General features: G+C 52.2%; 17 protein-coding genes. 10 read left to right on the top strand and 7 right to left on the bottom strand.

Going from position 1 to position 16070, the window contains the following annotated elements; translation table 11 throughout:
* The first annotated feature begins 285 nt into the window (after positions 1-285).
* The 4 genes from AC07OI_RS14920 to AC07OI_RS14905 all read left to right on the top strand — a co-directional run bounded on the left by AC07OI_RS14920 (position 286) and on the right by AC07OI_RS14905 (position 5426).
* Positions 286-1197: an SDR family NAD(P)-dependent oxidoreductase gene (locus AC07OI_RS14920; protein WP_495257771.1), complete on the top strand. Its 912-nt coding sequence runs from the start codon at positions 286-288 to the stop codon at positions 1195-1197.
* Positions 1198-1483: 286 nt separating this feature from the next.
* Positions 1484-2428 (top strand): hydrogen peroxide-inducible genes activator, encoded by a 945-nt coding sequence (locus AC07OI_RS14915; RefSeq protein WP_495257770.1) that lies wholly within the window; start codon positions 1484-1486, stop codon positions 2426-2428.
* A gap of 28 nt (positions 2429-2456) precedes the next feature.
* Complete coding sequence (gene rimJ / locus AC07OI_RS14910; RefSeq protein WP_495257769.1) at positions 2457-2990, top strand: ribosomal protein S5-alanine N-acetyltransferase; 534 nt, start codon at positions 2457-2459, stop codon at positions 2988-2990.
* Between the two features lie 165 nt (positions 2991-3155).
* Positions 3156-5426, top strand: coding sequence for a patatin-like phospholipase family protein (locus AC07OI_RS14905; RefSeq protein WP_492703517.1), 2271 nt, complete (start codon positions 3156-3158; stop codon positions 5424-5426).
* Here the strand turns inward: AC07OI_RS14905 and AC07OI_RS14900 are convergent.
* Positions 5399-6187 (bottom strand): helix-turn-helix domain-containing protein, encoded by a 789-nt coding sequence (locus AC07OI_RS14900; RefSeq protein WP_492703516.1) that lies wholly within the window; start codon positions 6185-6187, stop codon positions 5399-5401. The genes AC07OI_RS14905 and AC07OI_RS14900 overlap by 28 nt on opposite strands.
* Positions 6188-6403: 216 nt before the next feature.
* Between AC07OI_RS14900 and AC07OI_RS14895 the strand changes: the two genes are divergently transcribed.
* Complete coding sequence (locus tag AC07OI_RS14895) at positions 6404-6661, top strand: hypothetical protein (protein WP_495257768.1); 258 nt, start codon at positions 6404-6406, stop codon at positions 6659-6661.
* 42 nt (positions 6662-6703) lie between these two features.
* Here the strand turns inward: AC07OI_RS14895 and AC07OI_RS14890 are convergent, their stop codons facing one another.
* The 4 genes from AC07OI_RS14890 to ugpB form a co-directional block, all read right to left on the bottom strand.
* Positions 6704-7780, bottom strand: a complete 1077-nt coding sequence (locus AC07OI_RS14890) for a sn-glycerol-3-phosphate import ATP-binding protein UgpC (RefSeq protein ID WP_495257767.1) — start codon at positions 7778-7780, stop codon at positions 6704-6706.
* A gap of 1 nt (position 7781) precedes the next feature.
* Complete coding sequence (ugpE, locus tag AC07OI_RS14885) at positions 7782-8633, bottom strand: sn-glycerol-3-phosphate ABC transporter permease UgpE (protein ID WP_422949466.1); 852 nt, start codon at positions 8631-8633, stop codon at positions 7782-7784.
* A gap of 2 nt (positions 8634-8635) precedes the next feature.
* Positions 8636-9517, bottom strand: coding sequence for a sn-glycerol-3-phosphate ABC transporter permease UgpA (gene ugpA / locus AC07OI_RS14880; RefSeq protein ID WP_495257766.1), 882 nt, complete (start codon positions 9515-9517; stop codon positions 8636-8638).
* A 203-nt stretch (positions 9518-9720) separates the two neighbouring features.
* Entirely contained in the window at positions 9721-11034 is a 1314-nt protein-coding gene (gene ugpB, locus AC07OI_RS14875) for a sn-glycerol-3-phosphate ABC transporter substrate-binding protein UgpB (protein ID WP_492703513.1), read from the bottom strand.
* 191 nt (positions 11035-11225) lie between these two features.
* Here ugpB and ubiA point away from each other — a divergent pair, with 191 nt between their 5' ends.
* The 4 genes from ubiA (at position 11226) to AC07OI_RS14855 (ending at position 13305) form a co-directional block, all read left to right on the top strand.
* Positions 11226-12092: a 4-hydroxybenzoate octaprenyltransferase gene (gene ubiA / locus AC07OI_RS14870; protein WP_492703512.1), complete on the top strand. Its 867-nt coding sequence runs from the start codon at positions 11226-11228 to the stop codon at positions 12090-12092.
* 130 nt (positions 12093-12222) lie between these two features.
* The gene (locus tag AC07OI_RS14865) at positions 12223-12534 is read left to right on the top strand and encodes an ElaB/YgaM/YqjD family protein (protein WP_162039958.1); all 312 of its coding nucleotides are present in this window, start codon (positions 12223-12225) and stop codon (positions 12532-12534) included.
* Positions 12535-12549: 15 nt separating this feature from the next.
* Positions 12550-12939, top strand: coding sequence for a phage holin family protein (locus tag AC07OI_RS14860; RefSeq protein ID WP_492703511.1), 390 nt, complete (start codon positions 12550-12552; stop codon positions 12937-12939).
* 3 nt (positions 12940-12942) lie between these two features.
* Positions 12943-13305, top strand: coding sequence for a YqjK family protein (locus tag AC07OI_RS14855; RefSeq protein WP_495257765.1), 363 nt, complete (start codon positions 12943-12945; stop codon positions 13303-13305).
* 59 nt (positions 13306-13364) lie between these two features.
* On the opposite strand, the gene proC is transcribed toward AC07OI_RS14855, so the two are convergent.
* Positions 13365-14195, bottom strand: coding sequence for a pyrroline-5-carboxylate reductase (proC, locus tag AC07OI_RS14850; protein ID WP_495257764.1), 831 nt, complete (start codon positions 14193-14195; stop codon positions 13365-13367).
* Positions 14185-14889: a YggS family pyridoxal phosphate-dependent enzyme gene (locus AC07OI_RS14845; protein ID WP_492703508.1), complete on the bottom strand. Its 705-nt coding sequence runs from the start codon at positions 14887-14889 to the stop codon at positions 14185-14187. The genes proC and AC07OI_RS14845 overlap by 11 nt, the downstream gene beginning before the upstream one ends.
* Positions 14890-15021: 132 nt before the next feature.
* On the opposite strand from AC07OI_RS14845, the gene AC07OI_RS14840 reads away from it, so the two are divergent.
* Positions 15022-16065: a type IV pilus twitching motility protein PilT gene (locus AC07OI_RS14840; RefSeq protein ID WP_492703507.1), complete on the top strand. Its 1044-nt coding sequence runs from the start codon at positions 15022-15024 to the stop codon at positions 16063-16065.
* Positions 16066-16070 lie beyond the last annotated feature (5 nt).

Genomic DNA, 16070 nt, shown 5'->3' with positions numbered 1-16070 from the left:
ATGCTACGAACGCGACTGGAGCGCCAGCCCGGTGGAATGACGTATTAAGGGGTTGCGTAAAATGTAAAGCAATGGCTTCGGCAAAAGCCATCCAAGAAAAACTGTATCAATTTGCCGGGATGTGCAAATCCCCAGAAGCAAATCCTCCCTTCCTACCCCATAGCCAAAATCACAACTACCGCCCTCACCTCATGTCAAGGTAAAATCCCCCGCAGACTTTTTCTGACTACAAACGCATAAATGCCAAACTCACCGGCTCGTGCACACACTACATAAGGATCAGCAATGACTATAGATTTCAAGGGCCGTGTCGCCATCGTGACCGGTGCAGGTGGTGGTTTGGGACGTGAACATGCGCTGGCGCTCGCTGCGCGTGGGGCAAAAGTAGTAGTCAATGATCTGGGTGGTGCGCGTGATGGTTCCGGTGGTTCGTCCGCTGCAGCGCTGGCCGTGGTTGAAGAAATCCGTGCTGCTGGTGGTGAGGCGATAGCCAATGGTGCATCGGTCACTGATTTTGACGCGGTACAGGCGATGGTGGCAGACACTATGGCGCAATGGGGGAGGGTTGATATTCTGGTCAATAATGCTGGTATCTTGCGTGACAAAAGCTTTGCCAAGATGGATGTCGCCGACTTTAAACTGGTGCTGGATGTGCATCTGATGGGTGCGGTGCATTGCTGCAAGGCAGTCTGGGCCATCATGACAGAACAAAAATATGGTCGCATCGTCATGACGACTTCTTCGTCCGGTCTATATGGCAATTTTGGTCAGTCGAATTATGGTGCGGCCAAGATGGCCCTGGTCGGGCTGATGCAGACGCTGGCGCTGGAAGGTGCAAAGTACGATATCCGCGTCAACAGCCTGGCACCAACAGCGGCAACACGCATGACGGAGAGCCTGTTCCCGGCAGAATTCCTGGCGGCGCTGCAACCATCTGATGTGGTACCAGCCATGCTGGTGCTGGCGTCTGAGCAGGCACCTAGCCGTGCCATCCTGTGTGCCGGCGCTGGCAGCTTTGAAGCAGCGAATATCACCCTGACCCAGGGTGTATGGGTAGGCCGCGGTGAAGATGCACCTGAGCAACTGGCAGCTCGTCTGGCTGAAGTCCGCCAGCGTGAAGGCGAAGCTGTACCAGAAAGCGGTGCGGCGCAAGGTCACCTGGAGTTGACCAAGGCCATGAGCCAAGCCAAAACTTAATCCTGCCCATGTAGATTTGACAGGGAGTAGCACATCAGGGCTACCCCTTTGTTACCTACCACAATTCAGCGTCAAGACTATGAGCCAGATCAACAGTTTTGCAAACAATTAGCGCCTCATCAGCAATTTAATTTCTGGCAGAGTATGTGTTAAAACAGGGATATATCGTATATACAGTATGATTATCCAAAAATACTCCCCCATCCATTGTTAAATTCGGGAAAAAATTTGCGCTCTGTACAAAGCTCTTGCTGACGCTGCTCCCAGTCTGTGCCAAACTAACGGCATGACACTCACAGAATTAAAATATATTGTTGCCGTAGCCCGGCAAAAACATTTTGGCCATGCGGCAGAAGCTTGTTTTGTCGCCCAGCCTACGCTGTCTGTCGCCATCAAAAAACTGGAAGATGAGCTGGGGGTCACTATTTTTGAACGTGGTGGCACCGAAGTTTCAACCACCCCTCTGGGCGCGCAGATTGTTGCCCAGGCCGAACGTGTGCTTGAGCAAACCGCCGCTATCAAGGAAATCGCCAAACAAAACAAAGACCCGCTGGCGGGCCCTTTCCGCCTCGGCGTCATTTATACGATAGGCCCCTACCTGCTGCCTACTCTGGTGAAAACCATGATACAGCAGGTGCCACAAATGCCTTTGGTGCTGCAAGAGAATTTCACCGTCAAACTCATGGAGCTATTGCGCCAGGGTGAGCTTGATGCTGCCATCATGGCCCTGCCCCTGCCCGACCAGGGCATGATGATACAGCCGCTATACGACGAACCCTTTGTCGTCGCCATGCCCCGCGACCATGCCTGGGCTGACCGCAAGGAAGTATCAGCTGAAGAATTGAAATCTGAGACCATGCTCTTGCTGGGCAACGGTCATTGCTTCCGCGATCAGGTGCTGGAAGTTTGCCCGGAAATGTCGCGCTTCTCCACTACCGGTGACGGCATTGCCAGGACCTTTGAAGGCTCTTCGCTGGAAACCATACGTCATATGGTGGCGTCTGGCATAGGCATCACCGTATTGCCGATGGCGTCGGTACCGGATATGGATGCCAAGGATGGCATGCTGCGTTACCTGCCTTTTACTGCCCCGGCACCCGACCGCCGCGTCGTGATTGCCTGGCGCAAGAGTTTTACCCGTCAGGCTGCGATTGAAGCTATACGCAAGGCCGTGTTGGCTTGTGACCTGCCTGGTGTCACCATGCTCGACGAAGCGGCGAGCACTCAATAATTTTTCCCTTCGCACTATGAACAAAGAAGTGATCGCGACCGCACGCCTGCAATTGCGGGTCCTGAAGCCCGAACATGCCCCGATGATGCAGCAATACCTGCTGCTCAACCGCCATCACCTGGCACCGTGGGAGCCAGCACGTGATGAAGAATTTTTCTCGCTGGAGAAATGCGAAGAAAGACTGTTGGCCAGTTCCCGCTTGACAGAAGCTGGTCTGGCCATGCATTTTGCGGTTTGCCAGGACCAGGTCATGATAGGTATCTGCAATTTCAGCAATATCGTCCGTGGCGCTTTCCATGCCTGCCATCTGGGTTATGCGATTGCAGAACAGCAGCAAGGCCAGGGCTATATGCAAGAAGCCGTGCAGGCTGGCATCGGCCACATGTTCCATGAGGAGGGGCTGCACCGTGTGATGGCCAACTATGTGCCGGAAAACCAGCGTAGTGGCGCTTTGCTGGAGCGTCTGGGCTTTGAAAAAGAAGGCTATGCCAAGTCTTATCTCAAGATCAATGGCGTCTGGCGCGATCATATCTTGACTGCCCTGGTTAATATTGATAACTGAGCCAGATAACTTAGCAGGATAATCAAATCAAGCATCATGAATTAGCAAACGGGTGTCCCCCAAAAGAGTGATACGTATATACTGCGGTCTTTTGCGAAACACGCTGGTGTATCAGAGAATGGCAACAGACTCCGCTCATCACATTTCTACAGAAGGCTTCAGTCCATGTCATTGTCCCGGATACTGGTGATACTTGCCTGCGCCTGCGCGGCAACCAGCTTTTTTACCTTTGACAGCCAGGCGCAAACCACTGGCGACGTACAAAATCCCAGCCCAGCCATCATCAATGCCAATGTCCAGCCCAGCCGCCCGAAAGTGGCCCTGGTTCTGTCAGGCGGTGGTGCGCGCGGCTTTGCCCATATAGGCGTCTTGCGAGCATTGCGTAAAATGCGTGTGCCTGTGGATATGGTGGTCGGTACCAGCATAGGTGCTGTCGTTGGTGGTGCCTATGCTGCCGGGCGCTCAGCCGATGAGCTGGAACAAATCGTAAAGGAAACTGACTGGGACAGCGTACTGGCTGACCGTCCTGCCCGCTACGACCTGGACTTCCGCCGCAAGGAAGAAGACTTGATGCTGCCTTCACGCATAGAGTTTGCGGTGACCAAGTCTGGTGTATTTTTGCCACCCGCAGCAGCCGGTAATGCCGCGCTGGAAAACGCCCTGACCCGCCTGATGCCTGAAGGCATGCGAGACCAACCAGTGAATCAGCTGGCCCTGCCTTTCCTGTCTGTCGCATCTGATTTGCTGACTGGCGAGATGGTGGAATTGAACGACACCCCTTTATTGATGACCATGCGTGCCTCGCTGGCATTGCCGGGCGTTTTTGCACCTGTACGTATCAAGCAAAAGCTGGTCGTCGATGGTGGCCTGGTCAGTAATTTGCCGGTAGAACTGGCACGTGCCATGGGTGCGGATATCATCATTGCCGTCAATGTCGGCACGCCGCTGGCCAAGGAGCATGAACTTAACAGTGCCATTGATGTGACCAAGCAGATGCTGCAGATTCTGACCGAACAGAACGTGCAGCGCTCGATCAGGGACTTGCGCAAGACCGATGTATTGATAGCGCCAGAATTGTCAGGCACCAGCTTTCTGGATTTTGGCTTGTATCAGCAATCCATCAAGGCTGGCGAAATCGCCACCAATAAAATGGCCTCTCAACTGAGCGCCTTGCGCGTGCCGGATGAACAATATGCGGTGTTTGAATACCAGCGTTCCAACGCTGGTCAGGCGGCAAGAAATACAGCCGATAAATTACCGCTGGCAAAGATAGAGGTGGAAGGGCCGCGCTACATCAATCCCCAGGCTCTGATCGCGCAAACAGGCTTGAAAGAGGGCCAGGTCTTGTCGCAAGAACAGATCAGGCAAGCCTCGGGCAAGCTGTATGGGCGCGGTGACATCGACAATATAGAAACTGTCATCAGCGACGAAGATGGCAAACGCAATGTGCTGATCAAACCATCAGAGTCGAATTCCAGCCGCAACCGCCTGCGGGTTGGCCTTGAGCTGACCAGCGATTTCGCTGACGAAAATCGCTTTGGCCTGAGCGTCATGCATATTGCATCGTCACTCAATAGTTATGGCGCTGAATTACGCACCTTTGCCCGTATAGGCAGCCAACGCCAGTTGGGTACGCAGTTTTGGCAACCACTGGCTTCAGGTTCCCCCTGGTTTGTCGCCCCTTCTATTGAATACAACGGCAGCAGCCTGGATCTGTATCAAGAGGGTCGCAGAGCCTTGCGCGTAGGCGTGCGCGGCACTCAGGCCAGTCTGCTTTTTGGGCGGCAACTGGATAACTGGGGCACTATAGAAGCCGGAGTCAGCCGTGGTTTTGGCAAAGTTGACATTTTATTGCCCGCCGTCGCCAATCAGGACAGCCTGCGCTATTACAGCACCACGCGCTTCTTGCGCTTCCGCCTGGATACCCTGGATTCGCTGGCCAACCCCAGCCGGGGCTATCTGGTTACTTCATCGTGGGAACAAACTCCGGCACAGAATCCAGGCGAACGCTCACAAGCCCAGTCCCAGATCGATGCTTTATCCGCCTTCCAGCTCGGGGATTGGGCTGGCCACTTATATGGCGAATGGGGTCGTTCGGAACGCGGCGGTGCCCCCAACCCGCTGGGCGGTTTCCTGCGTCTGTCAGGTACGGCGAACAATTCACTGGAGGGCGACGCCACGGCTTTTGGCCGCTTCGTGCTGGCGCGTAAAATAGGCTCATTGCCCACTGCCGTTGGTGGTGCCATACGGACTGGTTTTTCGCTGGAAGTGGGCAATTCTTATGGCAATGGTCAGGCGCTACGCCTGAGCTCCCTCAAGCAGGCAGCCAGTGCCTTTGTTTCGGTAGAAACGCGTTTTGGCCCGCTGTTTTTTGGTGCAGGGGCAACACGAGGCAATGGCTCTTCGCTTTACCTTTTCCTCGGGCCTATCTGGTGAGTCAGTCCTTTGACTGGCGCTGCCGTCTCTGGGCGACGCAGCGCCGTAAAGGCTGAAAACTCCCAGGAACGGAAACCTACCAGCAAGGTAAAACCATCCCGCTCTTCTGGCCTGAGGCGACGGTCATCCTGATGCAGACGCGCGAGCTCGGCAGCGAGTTGCTGTATCTTCTGCACCATTTCCATGGCGCTATGCGATGACACCCGGGCTGGCACGAAGAGCAAAGTCTCGCCCTGCCCGGCAAAGCTGCCATCAAAGTAATCACTGACTACTACATCCCGGAAATACTGCTGCACCGGCCCGTCAGGACGCCAGTGGAACGCGGGTGATACCTTCAAACGGTAGCGGTTCAAGGGGCGCAGTTCTATGACTTCGAGTTTGTCGAGCGCGACCATATGCAAGACGCATTCAGCTTCGGACAAATGATAGGTTTCTATGATTTGCTCCAGCGTCCAGTGCCCCAGGCAGCAAATCGCCACCAGCAATAACTTGGGGTCGGCCATCAACGACTGCTCCTGCGTCAGGCTCAGTGTATCGGCGTGCGGGGTAACATCAGCGGCCTGGCGTAATACATCCTCCATGGCGATGCCTGAAGCCTTGCAAATTTCCGCCAGGCGCGACAGGCTCATGTCCTTTTGCCCGAACATGCGCTTCATGCTGGATTCACTCATGCCTATGCGTTCGGCCAACATTTTGTATGTCACGCCTGCGGCACGCAACTCTGAACGCAAGACTTTCAAGACCAATTCGGGTGAACTCATGAGTGCTTCCTGGCTAAGTGTAAAATTTTGCAAATAGTACCGCAAATCGATACCAAAAATACTGAATAACTATTCTTTCAGCAATTTTCTGGTACGTTTTTTTAATTATTGCGACACTTCGACCTGCAAAAGCTGCGTGAAGTTCAATAGCAGGCGTATCGATATTGAAACTCGCTGCTAATGGAAATATTGAAGCTTCAGTCCAGAGGAGTCAGAATGCAAACACGAAGTAACACCGGTGATATGAGTGATCCCAGCAACAACCGGGAGACGATACGCAGGTATGCCATAGCAGCACTGCTGACGATTGCGGTATTTGGGATGGGCTATATTTGCGGGCAAAAGACTGAAAGGCAAACACCTGCTGTCAGCAAAGCCAACGGACTCAATGGCCCACCCAGTCGCGCCAGCGTGCGTTCTGATCTGTTAAAACGCCAACAGGGTCATCAGCGCAAAGCTGCGTTGATCGTCTGAGCAACTTTGCAAAAACTCTGTAAAAATTCTGCGGAAACTCTGTTAAACGCGTTTGGTAGAAACAGGATCAAACCAATGCACTACATCCGCAGCAAAACCTGCTGTCGTGCGCTGACCTGCTTCTACTGCCGTACCTGCAGGCGTGCGTATGACCATGGGTTCACCACCACATAGACCATGCACCAGCAAATCTGCCCCCAGCGACTCTACCAGTTGTACATCCAGTGGCAAACCTGGCATGCCTATGAACAAATGTTCTGGACGCACACCCAGTATCAGTTCACGGTTGGCGACGCGCTCTGCTTCGCTTTGCACCAGCGGCAATGACACCAGCGCCTGACCTATCTGCATCTGTCTGCCATTTTCTGTGATTTTGCCACGCAAGAGATTCATCGGTGGCGAACCAATAAAACTGGCGACAAAGGTAGTGGCTGGTGTTGCATACACTTCTGCTGGTGTACCTATCTGTTCTGCCACACCACCATTCATGACAATCATGCGCTGGCCCAGTGTCATGGCTTCGACCTGATCATGCGTGACATACAGGCTGGTGGTACCCAGTGCCTTGTGCAGACGCTGGATTTCCAGACGCATTTGCACCCGCAATTTGGCATCCAGATTCGACAGCGGTTCATCGAATAAAAACACCGCCGGTTCCCGGACGATGGCGCGCCCCATGGCAACCCGCTGGCGCTGACCGCCAGAGAGCTGACGCGGGGTCCTGTCCAGCAGTGCGCCCAGTTCCAGTATCTGCGCGGCTTTTTGTACCCGGGTCTCAATATCGGCTTTGGAAAAACCGCGTATCTTCAAACCATAAGCCATGTTCTGGTACACGCTCATATGCGGGTAAAGGGCGTAGTTCTGGAACACCATGGCGATGTCCCTGTCCTTGGGTTCCAGGTTATTGACAACCCTGTCACCAATGACGATATCGCCGGAAGTGATTTCTTCCAGCCCTGCGACCATGCGCAATAGCGTCGATTTACCGCAGCCAGAAGGTCCAACCATGACGATGAATTCGCCATGATTGATATCCATGGAAATGCCATGGATGACAGCAACGGCCTTATCGCCCTTGCCGTAAGTCTTGGTGACGTTTTTAAAATGTAATTGTGCCATGCTATTTTTCGGAATCTACCAAACCCTTAACAAACCATTTTTGCATGATTACCACCACCAGCCCGGGTGGCAACATTGCCAGCAGCAGGGTCGCCATCACCATGTTCCATTCGACTGCAGCATCACCGCCAGCAATCATGCGTTTGATGCCCACACCTATCGGGTACATATTCTGTTCTGTCGACACCAGCAAGGGCCAGAGATACTGGTTCCAGCCATAGATGAACATGATGACGAACAGCGCAATCACATTGGTACGCGACAGCGGCCACAGAATGTCCTTGAAGAAGCGCAAGGGTCCGGCACCATCAATACGCGCTGCTTCCGCCAGTTCATCGGGAACAGTTAAAAAAAATTGCCTGAACAAGAAGGTCGCTGTCGCCGAGGCGATCAGCGGCACAGTCAACCCGGCATAGCTGTTGAGCATGGACAGGTCAGACACCACTTTATACGTCGGGCTGATACGCACTTCGACAGGCAGCATCAGAGTGACAAAAATCATCCAGAAAAACAGTGTGCGACCAGGAAAGCGGAAATAGACCAGCGCAAAAGCAGACAACATGGAAATTGAAATCTTGCCGATGGCGATCATCAGTGCAGACACCAAACTGACCCACATCATGCGCCCCACCGGGCTGCTGGCGACATTACCTGACGTGCCCGTGCCCAGCACCGCTTGCAGATTAACCCACAGCTGGTCGCCCGGTATCAAAGACATCGGTGCCAGGGCAGATTGTTCAGCCGTCTGGGTTGCGGCGACAAAGGCAACATAGATGGGGAAAGCTACCAGGCTGACACCAAGTATCAGGATAAAGTGGCTGAACATGCCCAGAAAAGGCCGGCGTTCTATCATGCTTAATACTGCACTTTCTTTTCTATGTATTTGAACTGCAGCACGGTCAGGACGATGACGATGCTCATCAATATGACGGACTGCGCAGCGGCACTGCCAAGATCACCGCCTTTGAAGCCATCATTGAAAACCTTGAACACCAGGATCTCGGTATCCTTGCCAGGGCCGCCCTGGGTGGTAGCTTCAACAATCGCAAAAGTATCAAAAAAAGCGTAGACGATATTCACGACCAGCAAGAAGAAAGTGGTTGGTGTAAGCAAGGGGAAGACGATGGTAAAGAAACGCTTCCACGGCCCGGCACCATCGATCGCCGCAGCTTCTATCAGCGATTTTGGTATGGATTGCAAACCCGCGAGGAAGAATAAAAAGTTATAGCTGATCTGCTTCCAGATCGCCGCCAGGACGATCAATATCATGGCGTGACGACCATTCAAAAGATTATTCCACTCAATGCCAAAATGACGCAGGCCATGCGCAACGATACCCAGCGTGGGGTTGAGCAAGAACATCCACAGCACGCCTACTACGACAGGCGACACCGCATACGGCCAGATCAGCATGGTTTTGTAAATGGAACTGCCCCTGACCACCCTGTCGGCAAAAACCGCCAGCAACAAAGACAGGCTCAGGCCCAACACTGCTACCAGGCTGGAAAACATGGCCGTGGTCTTGAATGCAGCCAAATACGTCTCATCGGCAAACAGAGACTTGAAATTATCAAACCAGACAAACTGCGTGGACATGCCAAAGGCATCCTGCAACAAGACGGATTGATACAGGGCCTGCACCGCAGGCCAGAAAAAAAACAGCACCGTCACCAATAACTGCGGCAAGAGCAGCAGATAAGGCAACCAGGCCGAACGAAACCGAGCACGCTTTTCCAAAAAAACCTCTAATGAATATTTTAAAACTGGAAAGCTCACCACAGAGACACTGAGGAGGGAAGCAGCTCTTGCAAGTGCTGCTCGTTACGCAGGCATGTGGCATGGCCACATGAAACCCCTGCTGCATCACAGAGAAAATCAAGAGAAACCTTCTCTGTGCACCTCTGTGTCTCCGTGCCTCTGTGTTGAGAGGTTTTAAGGCTTTACTTATTCGCTTTTTCGAAACGATCCAGCAATTCATTGCCTCGCAAAACAGCATTATCCAGCGCAGCCTTGGCTGATTTTTTGCCACTCCAGACAGCTTCCAGTTCTTCATCCATGATGGTGCGTATCTGCACAAAACTGCCCAGGCGTATACCACGGGATTTGTCTGTGGTCTTGACGATCATCTGCTGGACAGCGATGCCAGGGCCTGGTGTTTTTTCATAGAAGCCAGACTTCTTGGTCATCTCATAGGCGGCATTGGTGATGGGCAGATAGCCGGTTTCCTGATGCCATTTGGCTTGCACTTCTGGCTGGGAGAGGAACTTGTAAAACTTGGCGACGCCCTTGTATTCTTCTGTCTTCTTGCCATTCATGCTCCACAGTGAAGCGCCACCGATGATGGTGTTTTGCGGTGCGCCTTTGACGTCTGAATAATATGGTAGTGGTGCAACGGCAAATTTGAATTTGGCATTCTTGGCCACATTGCCGTAGGCAGAACTGGACGAAGTCAGCATGCCGCATTCACCGGAATAGAATTTTGCTTCCGGCTCATTCTTGCGACCAGCGTAGGTGAAATAGCCTTGCTTGGCCCAGTTCTCCAGGTTTTCTATATGGCGTACATGCAGGGGACTATTGAATGTCAGACGTGCATCCAGACCGCCAAAGCCATTGCCTTTGGAAGCGAATTCCACGTTATGCCAGGCTGAAAAACTTTCCAGATGCACCCAGGTTTGCCAGCCTGTGGTGTAGGCGCATTTTTCGCCGCTGGCTTTCAGGCGGGCGGCGGCGGCGACCACTTCTTGCCAGGTTGATGGGGCCTTGTTGGGATCCATGCCCGCTTTGGCGAACATGTCCTTGTTATAGTAAAACACGGTGGTTGAACTATTGAAGGGGAAGGACAGCATTTCACCCTTGGGGGAGGTGTAGTAACCCGCCACTGCCGGTACATAGCCAGAGGCATCAAATTTCTCACCAGCGACTTTCATGACTTCAGATACCGGCTTGACTGCGCCCTTGGCATACATCATGGTCGCAGTACCGACTTCAAACACCTGCAAGATATGCGGCGCATTACCAGCGCGGAAAGCGGCAATGCCAGCCGCCAGGGCTTCGTCATAACTGCCTTTATAGACGGCCGTGACCTTGTATTCATTCTGGCTTTTATTAAATTGCTCAGCCAGCGCGGTGACGCGGTCACCCAAGGCGCCGGTCATTGAATGCCACCAGCTTATTTCCGTCACTGCATGAGCAGAGCCAGCCAGGCTCATCAATACAGCGGCACTGGCCCAAGCCAGTTTGGTTTGCAGTTTCATAGATAGTCCCAGAAAACTTGTAATAATAATTATATTGGCCCGCTATAAAATCATGGCCGGCAAATGCCATGATGCATTCAGATTCTTGCTGAATGGTATCTAATGTAGCAATTCGTTAAGATATCACTCCGCACCACTCTGTGTATAGATAACACTTATAATTCTGCCATGCGCAACAACAAAGCTGAATCATGAATTTCTTGCTGACTCGCCTGGGCTGGTACATCAAACTGGTCAGGCTGCACAAGCCCATAGGCATACTCTTATTACTCTGGCCTACGCTGGCGGCGCTGTGGATAGCCTCGAATGGCCAGCCGGACTGGCATCTGGTATTGATTTTCAGCCTGGGCACGGCGCTGATGCGCTCTGCCGGTTGCGCGATCAATGATTATGCAGACCGTGACTTTGACCGCCATGTCAAACGTACGGCAGACCGGCCACTCACCAGTGGCAAGATATCTGGCAAAGAGGCTGTGGGTGTCGCCGTAGTACTCGCCCTGATTTCTTTTTGCCTGATCCTGCCTCTGAACAGCCTGACCAAGATGCTCTCGGTCGCCGCTGTTGTGGTTGCAGGCAGCTATCCTTATTTCAAGCGTTTCTTTGCCATCCCCCAGGCTTATCTGGGTATCGCCTTTGGTTTTGGCATACCCATGGCTTTTGCGGCAGTGCAAAATACCGTGCCCGTGGCAGCCTGGGTCCTGTTGCTGGCAAATGTATTCTGGGCAGTTGCCTATGACACGGAATATGCGATGGTGGACAGGGATGATGACTTGAAGATAGGTATCAAGACATCGGCCATCACCTTTGGCAGCTATGACGTGTTTGCCGTCATGTTGTGTTATGCCCTCAGCTTCATGCTGATATCACTGGTAGGCTGGCAATTGGGCCTGCGTACCTGGTTCCTGGCTGGCATGGGGGTCGCCGTCGGATTCTCGCTCTATCACTACACCCTCATACGTGAGCGTGAACGCATGGCCTGCTTTGCTGCTTTCATCAATAACAATTGGCTGGGTGCAGCAATCTTTGCTGGCATTGCCATTGACTATGCAGTAAAGTAAGCTGATAGATTGCCAATTTCTTAATTCACTGCCTCAAACCAGATTTAAGCGTGGTCTTGTTATATCGCAAAGTAGCCATACATATTCCGCATAAGCTGTAAATTATTTCACCAACCTGAAGGGATGAATCATGAGCACAGTAGATGAACATAAAGAACAATTGATGAATGACTTGCATCTGGTTATCCGCGATGCAGAAGAACTCTTGAAAAATACCGAGCAACAAGGCAGCGAAGGCTTCAAGTCTGCCAAGGCCAAATTTGAAAAAACCTTGAGAAATGCCAAGGCAGAAGTTGAGCGCATTGAAGATATCGTCGTCACACGCACAAAAGAAGCTGCCAAGGCGACGGACGTATATGTCAAGGAAAACCCATGGCAGTCTGCCGGTATTGCGGCCGGTGTAGGTCTGCTGGTTGGCTTGCTCATTGGCCGCAGCAGATAAGCGCAGCAAAAATCAATGGCTATCAGCGATTCGCTGGGACAACTTGCTGCAACACTGAGCAGCATAGTCCGCACGCGCCTGGAGCTGGCTGCAGTTGAGCTGGAAGAAGAGTTTGCACACTTTTCTTCCGGCCTGATATGGTCGTTGACGGCGCTGTTTTTTGCTGGCATTGCCATCCTGCTGGTAATACTGACTGTGGTAGCAGTGTTTTGGGACACAGCTTACCGCTATACGGTATTGCTGGCTTTAATTGCCATATTTGGTTTGCTGTCTCTGGGTATCGGTTTAAGGCTGCGCGCGCAATTCCGCAACAAACCCCGTTTCTTATCCCATAGCCTGGCCGAATTGAAAAAAGACGCTTCCGTCTTTGACCATAGCGATAACAGCCAGAAGGAACAGGGTTAAAGCATGGGAAATCGTCAGGAAAGACTGGCCTTGCGGCGTCAGGCATTATTATTGAAGATACAGGCAGAACGCGGCCTGATGACGATACATTATCAGGAACTCAAAAAATCCTTGGGCATGGCAGGCGGAGCTGCCAGTCTGCTGGGCAGGGCCGGACAATTTGCTCGCCATAGGCCATTACTCGGTGGTATTGCAATTGCTGCTGTACTGATATTCAAACCCAGGCGGATATTTTCTTTTGCCAAATCTGCGCTATTGGGATGGCAAACCTGGCGTAGCCTTGCCAATGTGTTGCGAGGCATACGCACAGATGTATCCAAATCGACTCATACAACGGTCAATTCCGTCAATTCAAACAAGTCTTAAGCCTTCAAACTTAAACCTGGAGCAATAAAGGCTGCGTATGCAGCCCGTACAGCTTGAATTTACGTCTTGTCTTCACCAAACTCGTCACCCAATTCTTTTCCCCTTGCTGCCGCTGCCTTGATGGCACTCACGATAGCCTGCTTGACTCCGGCATTTTCCATACTGGTCAAAGCGGCATAAGTAGTGCCCCCCTTGGATGTGACGCGTTCACGTAAAACACTGACTGGTTCTGTCACTTGCAAAGCAAGTTGCGCTGCGCCAGTAAAGGTAGTCATCGCCAGTTGCAAACCCTGCTCAGGACCCAGGCCCAGTTCTATAGCCGCTTGCTGCATGGCTTCGATGAAATAGAACACATAGGCCGGGCCACTGCCGGACACTGCAGTGACAGCGTCCAGCAAGCTTTCATCGTCCAGCCATGTTGTTGCACCAACGGCCTGCATGATGTGCTCGGCCATTTGTTTTTGCTCTGTGCTGACACCTGCCAGTGCAAACAACCCTGTCATGCCCTGCCCTATCAGAGCCGGGGTATTCGGCATGGTACGGACAATTTTTTCATAGCCCCCCAGCCAGCGTGCCATGTCTGTGGCGCGGATACCGGCAGCGATAGAGATCAGTAATTGCTGATCCAGATACGGTACCAGACCTTGCACAACCTCACGCAATTGCTGTGGTTTGACTGCCAGGATGATCGCATCCATTTGTGCCAGCCTGGCATCTGCAGCCAGTGCCGTACTGACGCCAAAGTCGCTGCTCAATTTATCCAGGGACGGCTGATTGAGGTCTATGACATGGATATGTTCAGCCGTAGTTAAATTTTTAAGCAAGCCGCCTATCAGGGCATTTGCCATGTTGCCGCCACCTATGAAGGCGATTTTTATCTTATTTTGCATAGTTCCTGTTTCCAAAAATAGCTGTTCCTATCCTGAGCATGGTACTTCCCTCCGCGATTGCCGCGTGCATGTCTGCGCTCATGCCCATGGACAGGGTATCAAGCACAATGCCTGTAGCTTGTATGCTGTCACTCAACTGTTTCAACCGGCGAAATGCCTGCCTTTGCACCTGTTCATCATCACTGGCTTCTGGCACGGCCATCAGGCCACGCAAGTGCAAGCCAGGCAGCAGCACAATTTTTTGTGCCAGTGCCAAGGCCTCACCTGGTAAAACACCACTTTTACTTGCTTCGCCGCTAATATTAACTTGCAGACAAATATTCAGGGCTGGCATACCTGCTGGCCTTTGTTCAGACAGTCGCTGGGCGATTTTTTCCCGATCGACTGAATGAACCCAGGAAAAATGTTCGGCAATGGGACGGGTCTTATTGCTTTGTATGGGCCCAATAAAATGCCATTCGAGCTGAAGTTGCGGCTTTTTTTCCTGTACTTCCTGCATCTTCTCCAAAGCTTCTTGCAGATAATTTTCACCAAAACAATGTTGGCCAGCATCTGCAGCGTCTATGACGGCTTCGGCGGGAAAGGTCTTGGATACAGCCAACAGGCGTAGTTGTTGCGGATCGCGCCCGCTGGCAAGGGCAGCAGCACGGATATCCGCACTTACGGCTTGCAAGTTGTCAGAAATTGAGGACATAATCAGTAACCAAAAATCTATCTAATTCGTTGTGGACTTCTGGTAAAACTCCTGTCCACAGCTTAATATTGCTGTAATCTTGCCTTAAAGCAGCTTACCCACAATCAGCAACGATCATTACCGGAATTATAAATGGACATTTCAGAACTGCTGGCGTTCTCCGTCAAGAACAATGCCTCCGACTTACATCTATCCTCCGGCTTGCCGCCCATGATACGGGTACATGGCGACGTCAGGCGCATTAATTTGCCCCCACTGGAGCATAAAGATGTCCATGAGTTGATCTATGACATCATGAACGACTCGCAGCGCAAAGCCTATGAAGACACGCTGGAGTGCGATTTTTCCTTCTCTATCCCCGGTCTGGCACGTTTCCGTGTGAATGCCTTCAATCAGGAACGTGGCGCGGCAGCGGTTATGCGTACCATTCCATCCAAGATTTTGTCGCTTGAGCAATTGAATACACCAAAGATTTTTGCTGACCTGGCCTTGAAGCCACGCGGCCTGGTGTTGGTGACCGGCCCTACCGGTTCTGGTAAATCAACTACCCTGGCGGCGATGGTGAATCACCTTAATGAACATGAATATGGCCATATCCTGACCGTCGAAGACCCGATAGAATTTGTGCATGAATCCAAAAAATGCCTGATCAACCAGCGCGAAGTCGGCCCACATACCATGTCTTTCAACAACGCGCTGCGCTCTGCCCTGCGTGAAGATCCTGATGCGATCCTGGTTGGTGAATTGCGTGATCTGGAAACCATACGCCTGGCACTGACAGCCGCGGAAACCGGTCACTTGGTGTTTGGTACCCTGCATACTTCATCTGCTGCCAAGACCATTGACCGTATTGTCGACGTTTTCCCGGCGGAAGAAAAAGAGATGGTGCGTTCGATGTTGTCGGAATCACTGCAGGCGGTTATCTCACAAACCCTGTTGAAAACCAAGGATGGTTCTGGCCGGGTAGCGGCACATGAAATCATGCTTGGTACCCCGGCGATACGCAATCTTATCCGCGAAGCCAAGATTGCGCAGATGTATTCGTCGATACAAACCGGTAGTAACCTGGGCATGCAGACGCTGGATCAAAATCTGACCGATCTGGTGCGCCGCAATGTCATCTCGGTGGCAACTGCACGTGGTGCGGCCAAATCACCAGACAACTTCCCAGGCTAATTGAT

The organism is Undibacterium sp. GW821-FHT07F11 (assembly GCF_059418665.1).
This window is presented reverse-complemented; position numbering and strand designations above follow the sequence as displayed.